Origin of the sequence: Methyloligella halotolerans (assembly GCF_001708935.1) — a bacterium.
GTDB classification, from domain to species: domain Bacteria; phylum Pseudomonadota; class Alphaproteobacteria; order Rhizobiales; family Methyloligellaceae; genus Methyloligella; species Methyloligella halotolerans.
This window is the reverse complement of record NZ_MASI01000005.1, coordinates 180,086-195,038: the sequence shown is the minus strand read 5'-3', so window position 1 is coordinate 195,038 and position 14,953 is coordinate 180,086. Positions and strand designations below refer to the sequence as shown.

General features: G+C 65.1%; 12 protein-coding genes and 2 pseudogenes. 6 read left to right on the top strand and 8 right to left on the bottom strand.

Going from position 1 to position 14,953, the window contains the following annotated elements:
• Positions 1–117 precede the first annotated feature (117 nt).
• Positions 118–564: an NUDIX domain-containing protein gene (locus tag A7A08_RS10830; protein ID WP_069095486.1), complete on the top strand. Its 447-nt coding sequence runs from the start codon at positions 118–120 to the stop codon at positions 562–564.
• Positions 565–574: 10 nt separating this feature from the next.
• On the opposite strand, the gene A7A08_RS10825 is transcribed toward A7A08_RS10830, so the two are convergent.
• Positions 575–1,555 (bottom strand): glutathione S-transferase family protein, encoded by a 981-nt coding sequence (locus tag A7A08_RS10825; RefSeq protein ID WP_069095485.1) that lies wholly within the window; start codon positions 1,553–1,555, stop codon positions 575–577.
• Positions 1,556–1,572: 17 nt separating this feature from the next.
• Complete coding sequence (gene wrbA / locus A7A08_RS10820; protein WP_069095484.1) at positions 1,573–2,205, bottom strand: NAD(P)H:quinone oxidoreductase; 633 nt, start codon at positions 2,203–2,205, stop codon at positions 1,573–1,575.
• 347 nt (positions 2,206–2,552) lie between these two features.
• Here wrbA and A7A08_RS10815 point away from each other — a divergent pair, with 347 nt between their 5' ends.
• Positions 2,553–3,089 (top strand): GNAT family N-acetyltransferase, encoded by a 537-nt coding sequence (locus A7A08_RS10815; RefSeq protein ID WP_342586664.1) that lies wholly within the window; start codon positions 2,553–2,555, stop codon positions 3,087–3,089.
• On the opposite strand, the gene A7A08_RS10810 is transcribed toward A7A08_RS10815, so the two are convergent.
• The 4 genes from A7A08_RS10810 to A7A08_RS10795 are packed head-to-tail and all read right to left on the bottom strand — an operon-like array spanning position 3,086 to position 10,070.
• Complete coding sequence (locus tag A7A08_RS10810) at positions 3,086–5,173, bottom strand: hypothetical protein (RefSeq protein WP_342586663.1); 2,088 nt, start codon at positions 5,171–5,173, stop codon at positions 3,086–3,088. The two genes, A7A08_RS10815 and A7A08_RS10810, sit on opposite strands and share 4 nt — an antisense overlap.
• A 2-nt stretch (positions 5,174–5,175) precedes the next feature.
• Positions 5,176–8,124: a DUF4159 domain-containing protein gene (locus A7A08_RS10805; RefSeq protein WP_069095483.1), complete on the bottom strand. Its 2,949-nt coding sequence runs from the start codon at positions 8,122–8,124 to the stop codon at positions 5,176–5,178.
• Positions 8,121–9,062 carry a DUF58 domain-containing protein gene (locus tag A7A08_RS10800; protein ID WP_245290890.1) on the bottom strand — a complete coding sequence of 314 codons (942 nt, stop codon included), beginning with the start codon at positions 9,060–9,062 and terminating at the stop codon, positions 8,121–8,123. Before A7A08_RS10800 ends, A7A08_RS10805 begins: the two co-directional genes overlap by 4 nt.
• A gap of 9 nt (positions 9,063–9,071) precedes the next feature.
• On the bottom strand, positions 9,072–10,070 hold the full coding sequence (locus A7A08_RS10795; protein WP_069095482.1) for an AAA family ATPase: 999 nt from the start codon (positions 10,068–10,070) through the stop codon (positions 9,072–9,074).
• A gap of 183 nt (positions 10,071–10,253) precedes the next feature.
• Between A7A08_RS10795 and A7A08_RS10790 the strand changes: the two genes are divergently transcribed.
• From A7A08_RS10790 to A7A08_RS10780, 4 genes and pseudogenes are all read left to right on the top strand, one after another.
• Positions 10,254–10,817, top strand: a complete 564-nt coding sequence (locus A7A08_RS10790) for a DUF1285 domain-containing protein (RefSeq protein ID WP_069095481.1) — start codon at positions 10,254–10,256, stop codon at positions 10,815–10,817.
• Positions 10,818–10,934: 117 nt separating this feature from the next.
• Positions 10,935–11,195 carry a DUF6111 family protein gene (locus A7A08_RS10785; RefSeq protein ID WP_069095480.1) on the top strand — a complete coding sequence of 87 codons (261 nt, stop codon included), beginning with the start codon at positions 10,935–10,937 and terminating at the stop codon, positions 11,193–11,195.
• Positions 11,196–11,249: 54 nt separating this feature from the next.
• On the top strand, positions 11,250–11,627 hold the full coding sequence (locus A7A08_RS16895; RefSeq protein WP_342586662.1) for a tRNA nucleotidyltransferase/poly(A) polymerase family protein: 378 nt from the start codon (positions 11,250–11,252) through the stop codon (positions 11,625–11,627).
• Positions 11,606–12,481 (top strand): annotated as a pseudogene (locus A7A08_RS10780) (tRNA nucleotidyltransferase/poly(A) polymerase-related protein); the annotation flags it as partial. The gene A7A08_RS16895 and the pseudogene A7A08_RS10780, both read left to right, overlap by 22 nt.
• 57 nt (positions 12,482–12,538) lie before the next feature.
• Here A7A08_RS10780 and A7A08_RS10775 read toward each other — a convergent pair.
• Both A7A08_RS10775 and groL read right to left on the bottom strand, forming a co-directional pair.
• A pseudogene (locus A7A08_RS10775) lies at positions 12,539–12,984 on the bottom strand (glyoxalase superfamily protein).
• A 303-nt stretch (positions 12,985–13,287) separates the two neighbouring features.
• The gene (gene groL / locus A7A08_RS10770; protein WP_069095479.1) at positions 13,288–14,928 is read right to left on the bottom strand and encodes a chaperonin GroEL; all 1,641 of its coding nucleotides are present in this window, start codon (positions 14,926–14,928) and stop codon (positions 13,288–13,290) included.
• Between the last annotated feature and the right edge of the window lie 25 nt (positions 14,929–14,953).

Here is a 14,953-nt window from a genome sequence, read left to right as displayed (position 1 = left end):
CGGTCTGAAGGGTATGATAGGGCGAGCGCGGTCGAGCCAAACTTTGGTACCGCGCTAAGACCTGGGGAGGCAAGCCTGCTGGACGGATCGAGACTTTTCAGGCTCCGCAACAAGCTCATGCTTGCGGTGCTCCGGCGCTATTGGCGCGTGCAGCGGGGCATGACGCTTGGCGCACAAGGCGTAGTGATCGACGCGGATGATCGTGTGCTCCTCATCAAGCATACCTACCGGCCGGGCTGGTGCTTCCCCGGCGGCGGCGTGGAGGCGGGCGAAAGCTTCAAGGACGCGCTGACCCGAGAGGTACACGAAGAGGTGGGCGTGACCCTGACGGGGCCGGTGACGCTGCACGGCATCTTCACGAATTTTGCCGCGGTGAAGCGGGATCACATCGCCGTCTTCCTGGTGCGGGACTGGACCCGGGACGGCGAGTATCACCGGCCGCGCGAGATCGCGGAGTCGGGCTTCTTCGCCCTCGACGCTCTGCCTGCGGACATCGATGGGGGGACGGCGAACCGGTTACGAGAGATTTTCGACGGCGCGCCGGTGATGGCGTCCTGGACGTGAGACTGCTCCGCTAGAACCGGTCGCGGTCGTGGGGCGTCGTGAAGTCGAGCTTCGGCCCCAGGGGGACGATGCCTTGCGGGTTCAGCCAGGGATGGCTCGTATAATAATGGTGCTTGATATGGTCGAGATGGACCGTCTCGGCGATGCCAGGAACCTGATAGAGTTCCCGCAAGTAATTAGAAAGATTAGGATATTCGCCGATTAGCCGCTCATTGCATTTGAAGTGAACGTAATAGACGGCATCGAAGCGGACGAGGGTGACGAAGAGGCGCCAGTCCGCCTCGGTCAGGGTGTCGCCGACCAGATAGCGCTGCTTCCCCAGGCGCTCCTCTAGCCCATCCAGCAGGTCGAACAGGGAGCGGAAGGCTTTCTCGTAAGGCCCTTGGCGGCTCGCGAAGCCGGTTCGGTAAACCCCGTTATTGACCCTGTGATAGATCGGCTCGTTGATCGCATCGATCTCGTCCTGAAGCTCATCGGGATAGAAGTCCGGGCCCTCGGCGCCGTGCTGGTCGAAGGCGGAATTCAGCATACGAATGATCTCGGACGATTCGTTGCTGACGATGGTCTCGCGCTCCTTGTCCCAGAGCACCGGGGTGGTGACCCGGCCGGTGAAGTCCGGCACCGCCTTGGTATAGACCTCGCGCAGCATGGAGAGGCCGTTCACGCGGTCGCCCGTGGCGCTCTCGAAATCCGCATCGAAGGTCCAGCCGTCCTTGCCCATATGCGGATGGACGACATCCATGGAGATGATGTCTTCGAGGCCCTTGAGCTTGCGGAAGATGATGGCGCGATGGGCCCAGGGGCAGGCGTAGGACACATAGAGATGATAGCGGCCGCGCTGGGCGGGGAAGCCGTCTTCACCGGTTGGGCCCGCGGACCCATCAGGCGTGATCCAGTTCCGCAAGGTGGTGGGCTCGCGTTCGAACTGGCCGCCCTTGGACTCCGTGTCGTAGCCCTTATCGTGCCACTCGCCGTCGATCAGAAGGCCCATCGTCTTCGCTTCCTACGCTACTCGAGCTCCAACTCACCTTCCTCATCCGCCGCCAGCTTCTTTGCGATCTTGGCGACGTGGTGCCCCTGGAAGCTCGCCAGGTTCAGCTCCTTCTGAGACGGTGTCCGAGATCCGTCCGGCGCCGCGATGGTGCTGGCGCCGTAAGGCGAGCCGCCGCGCACCTCGCTGATATCGGCGAGATCGGGCGCGGAAAAGGGCAGGCCGACGATGACCATGCCGTGGTGGAGCAGGGTGGAGTGGAACGAGGTGATGGTGGTCTCGTTGCCGCCGCCGGTGCTGGTGGAGGTGAAGACGCTGCCAACCTTGCCGATGAGCGCACCCTCCACCCAGAGCGGACCGGTCTGGTCGAGAAAGTTGCGCATCTGAGAGCTCATATTGCCGAACCTGGTCGGCGTGCCGAAGACGATGCCGTCGTAATCCGCCAACTCGTCGGGCGTCGCGATCTCGGCGGGCTGCTCCACCTTCATGCCGGCCTCCTGCATGAGGTCCTCCGGCATCAGCTCGGGCACGCGCTTAATGGTCACCTGAATGTCGTCGACGGCACGCGCCCCGTGGGCGACGGCGTAGGCCAACGTCTCTATGTGCCCATAGGCGCTGTGGTAAAGAACAAGCAGTTTGGTGGTCGCCATAAATTTTCCCCGCATGGAGGCGGCAATGCCGCATTCAGATCCGCCCCCTCAAAACACTCATATACGATATTCGCTCAGTACCCGATTATGGCGTTACAAAGAATTTCTGTCTGTCGTCTATGAGGCAAACGGCCCTAGACCAATCTCGTTCCGCGTGATAAAGGCACCGCCATCATGAGACACGCGCTTCATACAGCATCCATTTCGCGACGACGAGACCGGGCGAAATTTATCGCTTTCCCGGCTCCTCGCAGCTGACGCGCGCTCATCCCAATCTATCACAATCGATGAGGCAGACGTCGCCGGGCGGGAGTCTTTCCGCTCTTTCCATATGATTGGTTGCGACGATGCCGAATACCGAATTCACCATTACGCCTGAGCAGGCGGCCGACGAGCCGGCGCTCTCCAGGCTCGCAGCAAATGCGTTCGGCCCCGGCCGGTTCGCGCGGACCGCCTATCGCATCCGCGAGGGGGTTCCACCGGTGCCGTTCCTGTGCCTGACGGGCCGGCTGAATGACGAGCTGATCGCCGGGATACGCTTCACGCCCATCACCATCGGCGGCGAGAACAGCGCGCTTCTCCTCGGGCCACTGGTGGTGGACCCGCGCCATGGCGGCAAGGGCTACGGGAAGGCGCTTATGGGCGAGGGGCTGAAGAAGGCGAAGGCGGCAGGCTACCGGCTGGTGATCCTGGTGGGCGATCTTCCCTATTACGAGCGGTTCGGCTTCGTGCAGGTGCCGGTCGTCAGATCGTGCTCCCGGGGCCGGTCGACCCCCACCGTCTCCTGGCGTGCGAGCTTGCCGAGGGCGCACTTTCAGCGGCCGGAGGCATGGTGCTCGGAGAGGCAGTCCCCGGCTCGTGGCTTTCGGAGGCCGTCTAGCTAGCGGCCTTCGCGATACCAGGCCAGCGCCATCAGGCCGAGCAGCAGGGCGAGCGCGACATAGCCATTGAAGAGCGGATAGAGGCTTGCGCCCGTCACGCGATAGGCATCCCGGCGATGCAGCCCGAGCCAGTCGTCGCCATGCATCATCTTGCTGGAGCCGAGCATGACGATGCGCGGCATCTCATCGGCTTCTCCGTCCTTGCGACCGAGCCAGTAGCTGCCGCCGCCCGTCTCGTCGAGCACGGGCTTGAGGGCTTCGTCGCTGGCGGTGACGGCGGCGAGTTCGCGGGTATTGGCGTTGCCGACCGTCACGACGCTGGCGAGCTCACCGGCGGAGACCTGGTAGATGCCTTGCTCGGAGACGTTGACCTGGGCACGCCAGACGCCAGGCTCGCTCTCCTTCAAGGTTACGGACCGGGTGTCGCCCGTCGGGCCGGACAGGCTTACGGGTTCGACCTCGTCCTTGATGGTCTGACGTTCGATGGTGATGGTCTGGCCGCGGCTGGAGGCGTGCAGCTGCTCTTCCTCCAGCTCCGGCTCCTTCATGAGCCAATGGGCCAGACGGCGGAGCAGGCCGGTATAGGGACCGCCGCCCTCGTAACCGCGAGCCCAAAGCCAGGCCTGATCGGAGAGGAGGAGGGCGACACGCCCTTCGCCACGCTCGGCCAGGACGAGGAGCGGATTGCCCTCGGCGCCCTCCATGACGATTTCCGCATCGTTTGGCGTCGCCTCGACGTTGCGGAACCACGATCCCCAGCGCGGCTTCTCGCCGCCGCCCGGGAGGTCGCGGGTCACGGGGTGACGCTCACCGAGATCGGTGGGCTTCGGCTTGAACGGCTCGTTGATGACGCGACCGGTCGGCTCGGCAGGCAGAACATAGGCCAGGGGCGTGCGGAACAGGCTCAGGGGCGAGGCGTAATCCTCGCCGGCCGCGACCAGAACGGCGCCGCCCCGCAGCACGTAGCGAGAGACGTTGTCGAGATAGGCGAGCGGGAGAACGCCCCGGCGCTGATAGCGGTCGAAGATGATGAGGTCGAACTCTTCCAGCTTCTCCTGGAAGAGCTCCCTTGTCGGAAAGGCGATCAGGGAGAGCTGATTGATGGGCGTGCCGTCCTGCTTCTCGGGGGGACGCAGAATGGTGAAGTGCACGAGATCGACGGAGGCGTCGGATTTCAGCATGTTCCGCCAGGTGCGCTCGCCTGCATAAGGTTCGCCGGACACGAGGAGAACGCGCAGGTTCTCGCGGACGCCTTCGATGGTGAGAACGGTGCGATTGTTGAGGCCCGTCAGCTCCTCCGGGTCCACTTCGGCGGCAATCTCAACGATGTTGGCGCCGGCATGATCGATCATGACGGGGATCGACACCTTCTCGCCCGGCGTCACGGTCTCGGTCAGCGGATCCTCTCCCTGGCGCTTGATGGTCAGGGCGATAGGCTTTGCGGGGCGGCCCCCGGTCTCTTCGACCTGCAGCTCCACGGTCTGGCTTTCGCCGACGAGGCCGAAGCGGGGCGCGGCCAGCAGCTTCAGGCGCCGGTCGAACTCGTTCTTCTTGCCGGGAACGATGGCGTGGATCGGCGCATCGATGTTCAGCTCCGCGGCCGTCTTAGGCACGTCGTGGACCTGGCCGTCCGTGAGCATGACCACCCCGGCCAGGCGTTCCGGCGGGGTGTCTGCGAGACCCTTGGCGAGATCCGTAAAGAGAAAGCTGCCGTCGCGGTCGGGATTGTCAGCGGCGGACGAGGAATGGATCACGCGCAGGTCGAGATTGGGCAGTTCGCGCAGGCGCTTTTCCAGCTCCTGCTGCAGTTCGGCGGTCCGGGTCGTGCGGCCCGCGACGGCTTGGCTCTGGCTGTCGTCGACCACCACCGCGACCACGTCGTTGAGGGGCTCGCGCTCCTCTTTCTTGAAGTGCGGGTTGGCCAAGGCCAGCAGCAATAATGCGTAGGCGGTTCCGCGAAGTAGGGCGCCGCGCCGCGAGCGCCAGAGCAGGAGGAGAAGCAGCAACGCGCCAATCGCGGCCAGTCCGCCGAGGATCGGCCAGGACACGAGGGGGAGGAATTCGATCGACCAGCTCATTCCGTTCATGACTACTGCCCCAGCCGTTCAAGGAGTGCGGGGACGTGGACCTGGTCGGCCTTATAGTTTCCGGTCAGGGCATACATCACGATGTTTACGCCGGCGCGGAAGGCCATCTCCCGCTGCACCTCGCCCCCGGGCACGACGGGGTAGAGCGGGCGGTTCTGATCGTCCAGCGCCCAGGCGGAGGCGAAATCGTTCGAGCTGATGACGAGGGAGCTGACGCCGTCGGTCTGGGAGCGCACGGCGCGCTCGGCGTCGGTCTGCGGTGCGGCTTCGACCCATAGGGTGCCGCCGTCCCAGCGGCCGGGGAAGCTGTCCATCAGATAGAAGGCCTTCGTCAGCACGTGCTCGGCGGGAACCGGCTCCAGGGGCGGAATGTCGAGCTTGCCTATCAGCCGCTCCAGGGCGGACCCGCGCAGGCTGCCGCCAGCATTCTCCTGCTTGGTGTCGAAGATGATCATGCCGCCCTGCTTCATGTAGGCGTCGACCTTGGCGAGGGTCGAATCGGAGAGGGGCGCTGCGTCCTGCTCCACGGGCCAATAGAGCACGGGGAAGAAGGCGAGGTCGTCCTTCTCGATGTCGATGCCGACGGGCTCGGCGGGCTCAAGCGCGGTGCGGGCGGTGAGCACGCGGGAGAGGCCTGCGAGCCCCTGGCGGCTGGTCTCGTCCACCTGCGGGTTGCCGGTCTCGACATAGGCGAGATGGGTGACGAGGGAGGAGTCGAGACCGAACATCTCCTCGGGAGAGACGTCGTCTGCGGTGATCTGGCTGGAGGCTTCGTCCTGCGCCGGAAGGTTGCCCGAAGGCGGTGATTGGAGGAATTGCTGCTGGGCGTGGGCATCGCTACCCCCGCCGATGACCGTCGCGAGAGCGAGGAGGATCGCCGCGGTGCCGGCGACGCCCCGTCCGGCACGCCGACCTGACGATCCACCCAGCCGGCCGCGCCAGCGCATGCCACCGCTCAAGACCAGCATGGCGAAGATATCGACGATGAAGAGCGCGAGAGCCGCGAGGTAAAGCCACTTCGCCAGGGCCATGGGCGGGCGAAGAGTGTAGCCGCCGATGCTGGCTGCCTGGCCCGCCGCGTCGCTGAGATCGCCCAGAGGCACGAGGCTGGCGCCGGGCCGTCCGATATTGAGGGCGCGGGTCGCGCGGTCGCGGCCATAGAAGCCCGGGGGATGCTCGGGCGAGGGAGTGATCGTATCGATCTCTTTGGCCGGGATGGGCGCGGCTTCCGGCGGCGCAGGAAGGAGCTGACCGAATCCGTCGAGCGTCTGTACGGGGGCGAGCGCCGTCTGGTTGATGGCCGCGGCATCGTCTTCGGCGCCGGCGGCCACGGTCGTCGCCTTGCCGGCATCGCCGGTGTCGATCTTCGTCGGGGCGAGGGCGACGATGCGGCGGAGCATCTGAACGAACAGGCCGGAGAGGGGGAGGTTCGACCAGTCCGAGTTTGCCGTGATGTGGAAGAGCACGACCCATCCGTCGCCCTTGCGTGCGGCGGTCACGAGGGGGGTGCCGTCAGCGAGGCGCGCCCAGACCTGGGAGTCCGTCGCGACTGTCGGATCGGCGAGGACCTGACGCTTCACATCCACATCGTCGGGAATGTCGAGACCGCGAAAGGGACTCTCGTCGTCAAAGGCGGCCAATGGCTGGGGATCGCTCCACGACATGGAGCCGCCGAGCGAACGGCCGCCCCGGCGCAGCACCACGGGGAGCAACTCGTCGCCGCCTTGCTCCATGCGTGGGCCGGCGAAGCGGATCAGAACGCCGCCCGCGTTCAGCCACTCCTCCAGATCCTCCTGGGTCGCCGGCAGCAGCTTGCCGATATCGGCCAGCACCATGGTGGAGACGTGCTGGTCCTCCAGCTCCTTCACCGCGAGGGCGACATTGGCCTCGCGCGGCGTGACCACGTCCGCATAGGGCGAAAGTGCGCGCTGGACGTAATAGAGCGGCGAGAGAAGCGGCTGGGCCGCCTCGCGGGATTCGCCGGAGATGATGCCGACCCGATGCCATTGAGAGCGGCCGTCGAGAAGCTGCACCGCGCCGGCGGAGTTTTCGCCGCGGATCTGCAGGCGCGAAATCTGGTTACGGATCTCAAGGGGGAGATCGAACTGGACGTCGGCTTCCCGCTTTCCCTCCGCGATGCGGAAGGGCGCTTCGCCCAAGGGCTCGGCACGAGCGGTCAGGGCCTGAACAGTGCCGGAGCGGGGACCGTCCGAGGCGCTGGTCACCTTGGCCTCGAGAGCGGTGGCATCGCCGGTGCTCTGGCCGAGGAGAAGCGGTGCGTCGTCCTTTCCCGGGCGGAGGATGCGCAGGGCACCGGTGGATCCTGCAAGCTCCGCCAGGGTCTTGGCAAAAGCCTCGCTGTCGCCGTAGTCGATACCGTCGGTCAGCCAAAGCACGCTGTAGTCGGTCCGGTCGCCGAGCTCGCTCTTCAGCTTTTCAGCCATGGCGGCGCGATCGGGGGCGTAAGGCTTCGGAGCCAAGCCGGTGGCGCGCTCGCGGGCGCGGCCGGCATCGGTGGGCTCGCTCAAGCTCGATCCCTTCGCGGTCGCCGCCAGCACCACGGGCTTGCCTTCGCGGGCAGCCTCGTCGAGGGCCGCGGTGATGGCCTCGCGGCGGTCGTCCCAATGGCTGGCGCTGGCCCATCCGTTGTCGACCACGAGCAGCAGCGGACCTTCGCCGGCCGCGGTCTCCGTGTCGGGGTTGAGGACCGGCTGGGAGAGGGCGAGCACGATCAGCGCGGCAAGCAGCATGCGCAGGAGCGTGAGCCACCAAGGACTATGGGCCGGAGTCTCCTCGGTGGTCTGAAGGTCTTTCAGAAGCCGGGTCGGCGGGAAGTTGACGCGCTGGGGGCTGGGGGGCGTCAGGCGCAGCAGCCACCAGATCGCCGGCAGCGTGGCGAGGCCCAGCAGAACCCAGGGGCTCAGGATGCCGATGGAGCCAAGGGTGATCATGAGGCCTGCTCGCCCCTGCCTGTGGGCTGGCGGAATTGATAGCTCTGCTCAAGGCCCGCGAGCCGGTTATGGATCGAGAGCAGCGCTTCGCCGGCGGGCCGGTCGGTGTGATGCAGGAAGAGGGACCAGCCGAGACGGCGGGCAAGCTCGTTCAAGCCGTCACGGTGATCGCGTAGGCGCACCGCGTAGGCATCGCGGAGGGTCTCGGCGCGGCCGGCGATGACGCGGTCGCCGCCTTCGGTGTCGGTGAATTCGGTGCGGCCTTCATAGGGGAGGGTCTCCTCGGCAGGGTCGAAGACCTGGACCATATGGCCGCGCACGCCCTGGGCCGCGATGGTCTCGACGGCTTTCGCCGTTTCGGCGACGGGCTCGAGGAAATCGCTCAACAAGATGCATTCGGAGAAGCGGCTCAGAGGCGCCGCAGGCGGAAGGCTTCCGCCGCGTTGGGATTCGCGCACCAGGATCTCGGCGAGGCGCCGCGTGGCATGGCGGCCGGTCATGGGCGCGTGCCCCAGGAAGCCGACCCGTTCGCCGGCGCGAATCAGAAGCTCGCAAAGGGCCAGGGCCAGAACGGCCGCGCGACTATCCTTGTAGGTTCCGGACAGGGCGGAGCGGAACTGCATGGACGGTGAGAGATCGGTCCAGAGCCAGACCGTGTGGGCGGCCTCCCATTCGCGCTCGCGGACATAGAGATGATCGGAACCGGCCGAGCGACGCCAATCGATGCCCGACAGGGAATCGTTCTCGTCGAAATAGCGGAACTGCCAAAACGTCTCGCCCGGCCCCGCGCGGCGGCGGCCATGGGTGCCGTAGGTCACCGTATGGGCGACACGCTGGGCCTCGAGCAGAAGCGCAGGCATGCGGTCAGCGAGGCTGTGGGCCTCGGTGACCTCAGGCGGGAGCGTGTGGGCCATGTCTTGGACCGTGTCCTGGGCCAAAAGCGATCCTTATCGAAGCGGCTCGACGAGGCGGGCCACCAGATCCGAGATGTGGATGCCTTCCGCACGGGCGGTGAAGGTGAGAGCCATGCGATGCTTCAGCACGGGCTCTGCCAACTCGATGACGTCATCCACGGAAGGCGCGAGCCGTCCTTCGATCATCGCCTTGGCGCGGACCGCCAGCATCAGTGCCTGGCTGGCACGGGGGCCGGGGCCCCAAGCGATGAGCTCGTCGAGTTCGGCATTGGCGGTCTGGCCCGGCCGGGCCGAGCGGACGAGCTGCAGGATCGCGTCCACCACCTGATCGCCGACGGGAAGCTGGCGCACCAGGGTCTGAGCCAGCATCAGCTCGTCGGCGCTGAGGATGGTGTCGAGCTGGCGCCGGTCTACGCCGGTGGTCGCCATGAGCATCCGGCGCTCGGCCAGCTCATCCGGATAGGAGACGTCGATCTGCAGCAGGAAGCGGTCGAGCTGCGCCTCGGGGAGGGGATAGGTGCCCTCCTGCTCCAGCGGATTCTGGGTGGCCAGCACGTGGAAGGGCCGGGGTACGTCGTGGCGGTGGCCGGCGACGCTGACATGATTTTCCTGCATGGCCTGGAGCAGCGCAGACTGGGTTTTCGGGCTGGCGCGGTTGATCTCGTCGGCCATCAGAAGCTGGGTAAAGACGGGGCCCGGCACGAAGCGGAAGCTTCGCTCGCCGCTCGGCCCTTCCTCCAGCACCTCGGAACCGAGAATGTCCGAGGGCATTAGGTCCGGGGTGAACTGAATGCGCTTGTTGTCGAGACCGAGCACCGCGCCCAAAGCCTCCACGAGGCTTGTCTTGGCGAGCCCCGGCACGCCGATGAGGAGCGCGTGGCCGCCGGAGAGCAGGGTGATCAGGGTCAGGTCGATGACCTTCTCCTGGCCGAAGATCACCGAGCTGGTGGCTTCGCGGACATCCTGGATCTTGGCGCCGACCTCCTCGATCAGGTCGACAAGTTCGTCTTCAGTCGGGTTGGATATTGTCATGCGTACCGTCGTGGGTTCGTCTCTGGCGGAGAGGGTGGCCTGGCGCGATCCATGGGATTGGCCGGCCGGACTGCGAACGGGCCGCCAGTCTCGGCGGCAAATTGGTTACAATAGTGACCGCTTGATCCTGATTGACCAAGCAATCTAGGGGCGAACGCAGGCACAAGGGATTAAATTTTGTTCATGGCTCAAGACAGGGCAAAGGATAACCGGCAAGACGCCGCCGAAGAGCTGGCGAAGATGCGGGGCGGAGCCTCATCCGAGGCCAGCCGCCCGGAGCCCGAGCTTTGCGGCGATATCGGCATGAAAATCGCGCGGGACGGCACTTGGTACTATCAGGGGAGCCCCATCAGGCGGATCGCGCTTTCCAAGCTGTTCTCCACGGTACTGCGCAAGGAAGAGGACGGCATTCACTATCTCGTGACCCCGGTGGAGAAGGTGTCGGTCGAGGTGGAGGACTCGCCTTTCGTCGCGGTCGCAATGGATGTGACCGGCGAGGGAGCCGATCAGACGCTGCGCTTCCGCACCAATCTCGACGACGACGTCGAGGCCGATGGGGAGCATCCGTTGAGCTTCCGGAGCGAGGAGGATGGAAGCTTCACGCCGTTCGTACGCGTGCGGGGGGCGCTGGAAGCCCGAATCGCCCGCTCGGTGTTCTACGATCTCGTTGAACGCGCGGTGGAAAAGGATGGCGAGCTCGGGATTTGGAGCTCCGGCAGCTTCTTCCCGTTTCCGGAGAGCGATTAAGCGCGCCCAATTCGGCTCGGCAGTTTCTCTTCGTATCGCATTGAGTGCCACCGACCGCTATGCTGTCTGGACCACGGCGATCTCCATTCGGAGACGTGCTGAGGTTGAGAGGTCTTTATGCTGCGGATTGTTCTGCTTAATATCTTACTGTTTTCATTGCCGTTTATTGCTTATGCCGGTTACGTCCTGCTGACCAAGAACGCGAACAACCTCTCGGCGTGGGACGATATTCCAGTCGTATGGCTGATCGGTGCAGGGTTTGCGCTTCTGATTATCGGCATGGTGACCCTGGTCTCTTTCGACAGCGGCAGTCCCGGCACCACCTATCACCCGCCGGTCTATCACGATGGCAAGATTCAGCCCGGCTATCTCGATTGATCCATCGGTTCGCGAAGATCCTCTCTTCGTCCCCATGTTTTGGCACACACGCTTATGTCTCTCCCTTCGCTCAATGACGCCCTCTGGTTCGAAGCACCGGCAACCCAAGCCGTTTTCGTTGCGCTGAACAAAGAGGGGGTTGAAACCAGAATCGTCGGCGGCGCGGTGCGGAACGCTCTCATGGGGCTTCCCGTGGCGGAGGTGGATTTCGCTTCCACGGCGGAGCCGGAGCGGATTATGGCGCTGGCAGAAGCGGCCGGTCTGAAGGCGGTGCCCACGGGTTTGGCGCATGGCACGGTGACCGTGGTCGCCGATGGAATCGGCCACGAGGTCACGAGCTCCGGGAGGATGTCGAGACGGACGGCCGCCACGCGACGGTCCGCTTCACGACGGACTGGGCGGCGGACGCGCGTAGGCGCGACTTCACCATGAACGCCCTCTATGCCGATGCTGAAGGGACCGTGCACGATCCGCTCGACGGCTATGAGGATCTGAAAGCGAGGCGTGTCAGGTTCATCGGCGATGCCGCCGCGCGGATCGAAGAGGACTATCTGCGGATCCTGCGCTTCTTCCGCTTCTTCGCGATCTACGGGGAAGGGGACATCGATCCGGACGGGCTCAGAGCATGCGTCCGCCTCCGGGACGGGCTCGGCGGCCTGTCCGCGGAGCGTGTTTGGGCGGAGCTGAATCGACTGTTGACCGCCCCGCGGGCGGCGGAGGTTGTTGAACTGCTCTACGATTATGGGTTGCTGACACAAATTCTCGGAAGCGCGCCGCGGCTTCCACAGTTCCTCAGGCTTGCAGGCATCGAAGCGGGTGTCGGAGCTGCGCCCGACGCCGCTCTGCGCCTCGCCGCGCTCGCCGTTTTCGTCGAGGAGGATGTGGACCGGCTGTCCGAGCGATTCCGTTTGAGCAATGCGGAACGCTCGGTTCTCGAAGAAGTGGCCGACGTGCTGCAGATCGAGGGCGCTCCGGACGAGGCCACGGGCAAGCATCTCATCTACCGGATCGGTCCCAAGGCCTATCGCCGGCGTCTCCTTACCGCATGGATGGACGAGGGCGCCGCGGCGGACGATACCGCGTGGACGGCGGCTTACGCTTTACCCGACCAGTGGCAGGCGCCGGAGTTTCCGCTGAAGGGTGAGGACGTGATGGCGATGGGCGTGCCGAGCGGACCCCAGGTGGGACGCATCCTGCGGGTGGTGGAGCGGACCTGGATCGAGGCCGGCTTCGAGGGCGAGCGCGAGATGCTGCTGCAGCAGGCGGAAGCCGCGTCGAAGGTCTGACAGCTCCGCGGACCGAGGAAGAAGACGGCGCTCTGAAACGCCGCCTTCCATTTTCCTCTACGCAGTCGCTTCGATCTCCATGTGGGGCCGGCCGTCCGAGGTCTTCTCGGCCGTGCAGCCCGTCTCATCCACGATGCAGGAGACCCGCCGGCGGTAGGCGGAGAAGCTGTCGAAGGTGACCACATCGACGGGCTCCTCGAACTGCACGGTGATCCGTACACGGCCGGACGATCCCATCTGCTGGACGGCGATGAGCTTCCCTTCGAACGCTTGGCCGAGATAGCGGCCGCGCAGCCGCATGCCGAGGGTCAGGGGCCGGCGTGGAGGCCGGTTGCCGATTGCGGCGTGAAGGGTATTCCAGTCCCGATAGCGTGGCGATTGGCGATCCGCTCAAGGGATTGGCCATGGCTGATGGCTGTGCCGAACGCGGCCAGGTCCTGCCGAAGCTGCCGCGCTTCGGTTTTCAGGTCGAACAGGGACGGTAAGGTGATAGGCGTCGTCATCGCGAACCTCTCGCAATTCCGCATGCCGGCAGTATGGAGCGGTTTGCTCCCGATGGGGCTCGCCTTGCCATCCGCGCCGGATGCACTGGTTGCGATCGGGCCGATGCGTTTTCTTCAAGGAAGGACTTTACCAAAAGCGTGTGCTTGCGAGCGGCGGGGGCCTTTTCCCGAGCGGGGTAGATAGGGAGCCGGCGGTTCGCTGTCAATTGCAGGCGCTTTCGCCCAAAAGGGGCGCATAAAAAAGCCGCGCCCCTCGGGTCGAGGGACGCGGCCTTGTTGTTCGAGACAGAGATGGGTGGAGGCTTAGAAGCCCATGTCACCCATGCCGCCCATTCCGCCGCCCGGCATGGCCGGAGCGCTCTTCTGGGGCATATCGGCAACCATGGCTTCAGTGGTGATCAGGAGGCCTGCCACGGAAGCGGCATCCTGCAGCGCGGTGCGCACCACCTTGACCGGATCGATCACGCCTTCCTTGACCAGGTCGAGATACTGGCCGGTCTGAGCGTTGTAGCCGTAGCCGTAATCGTCCTTTTCCAGCACCTTGCCGGCAACCACCGCGCCGTCTTCGCCGGCATTCTCGGCGATCTGACGGATCGGCGCCTGGAGCGCGCGGCGAACGATGTTCACGCCGACGCTCTGGTCGTCATTGGCGGGCTTCAGGCCCTCGAGGGACGAGATGGTGCGGAGCAGGGCCACACCGCCGCCGGGGGAGATGCCTTCCTCCACGGCCGCGCGGGTCGCATTGAGCGCGTCGTCGACGCGATCCTTCTTCTCCTTCACCTCGATCTCGGTGGCGCCGCCGACACGGATCACCGCAACACCGCCGGCGAGCTTCGCCAGGCGCTCCTGCAGCTTCTCCTTGTCGTAGTCGGAGGAGGTGTCCTCGATCTGCGCGCGGATCTGGGAGACGCGGGACTCGATCTCCTTCTTGTCGCCTGCGCCGTCGACGATGGTGGTGTCGTCCTTGGTGATCTGGACCTTCTTGGCCTGGCCAAGCATGTCGAGGGTGACACCCTCCAGCTTGATGCCGAGATCCTCGGAGATCATCTGACCGCCGGTCAGCACCGCGATGTCCTGGAGCATGGCCTTGCGGCGATCGCCGAAGCCAGGCGCCTTGACGGCAGCGACCTTCAGACCGCCGCGGAGCTTGTTGACCACGAGGGTGGCAAGGGCTTCGCCCTCGACGTCCTCGGCGATGATCAGGAGCGGACGGCCCGACTGCACCACGGCTTCCAGCAGGGGAAGCATGGTCTGAAGGCCGGAGAGCTTCTTCTCATGGATGAGGATGTAGGGGTTCTCGAGCTCGACCCGCATCTTCTCCGCATCGGTGATGAAGTACGGAGAGAGGTAGCCGCGGTCGAACTGCATGCCTTCGACGACCTCGAGCTCGGTGTCGAGGGCTTTGGCTTCCTCGACGGTGATGACGCCGTCGTTGCCGACCTTCTCCATGGCCTCGGAGATCAGGCGGCCGATCTCTTCGTCGCCGTTGGCGGAGATGGTGCCGACCTGGGCGATCTCGCCGGAGCCGGTAATCTTCTTGGACTTGGACTTGAGGTCCTCGACGACCTTGGCGACGGCCATGTCGATGCCGCGCTTCAGATCCATCGGATTGGCGCCGGCGGCGACGGACTTCAGGCCTTCCTTGACGATGGACTGGGCCAGGACCGTGGCGGTGGTGGTGCCGTCACCGGCGGTGTCGTTGGTCTTGGATGCGACCTCCTTCACCATCTGGGCGCCCATGTTCTCGAACTTGTCCTCAAGCTCGATCTCCTTGGCGACGCTCACGCCGTCCTTGGTGATGCGGGGTGCGCCGAAGGACTTGTCCAGTACGACGTTGCGGCCTTTCGGGCCGAGGGTCACCTTGACCGCATTGGCCAGGATGTCGACGCCGCGGAGCATGCGCTCGCGTGCGTCTTGGGAAAATCTCACGTCTTTTGCAGACATGGCTCGTTACTCCGTGAATGGAAAT

Coding starts and splice junctions, on each gene's coding strand:
- A7A08_RS10790 (WP_069095481.1), top strand. CDS start 10,254: ATGGCTCAAGACAGGGCAAAGGATAACCGGCAAGACGCCGCCGAAGAG.
- A7A08_RS10810 (WP_342586663.1), bottom strand. CDS start 5,173: ATGAACGGAATGAGCTGGTCGATCGAATTCCTCCCCCTCGTGTCCTGG.
- A7A08_RS10785 (WP_069095480.1), top strand. CDS start 10,935: ATGCTGCGGATTGTTCTGCTTAATATCTTACTGTTTTCATTGCCGTTT.
- A7A08_RS10825 (WP_069095485.1), bottom strand. CDS start 1,555: ATGGGCCTTCTGATCGACGGCGAGTGGCACGATAAGGGCTACGACACG.
- A7A08_RS10805 (WP_069095483.1), bottom strand. CDS start 8,124: ATGATCACCCTTGGCTCCATCGGCATCCTGAGCCCCTGGGTTCTGCTG.
- wrbA (WP_069095484.1), bottom strand. CDS start 2,205: ATGGCGACCACCAAACTGCTTGTTCTTTACCACAGCGCCTATGGGCAC.
- A7A08_RS10815 (WP_342586664.1), top strand. CDS start 2,553: ATGCCGAATACCGAATTCACCATTACGCCTGAGCAGGCGGCCGACGAG.
- A7A08_RS10830 (WP_069095486.1), top strand. CDS start 118: ATGCTTGCGGTGCTCCGGCGCTATTGGCGCGTGCAGCGGGGCATGACG.
- A7A08_RS16895 (WP_342586662.1), top strand. CDS start 11,250: ATGTCTCTCCCTTCGCTCAATGACGCCCTCTGGTTCGAAGCACCGGCA.
- A7A08_RS10795 (WP_069095482.1), bottom strand. CDS start 10,070: ATGACAATATCCAACCCGACTGAAGACGAACTTGTCGACCTGATCGAG.
- groL (WP_069095479.1), bottom strand. CDS start 14,928: ATGTCTGCAAAAGACGTGAGATTTTCCCAAGACGCACGCGAGCGCATG.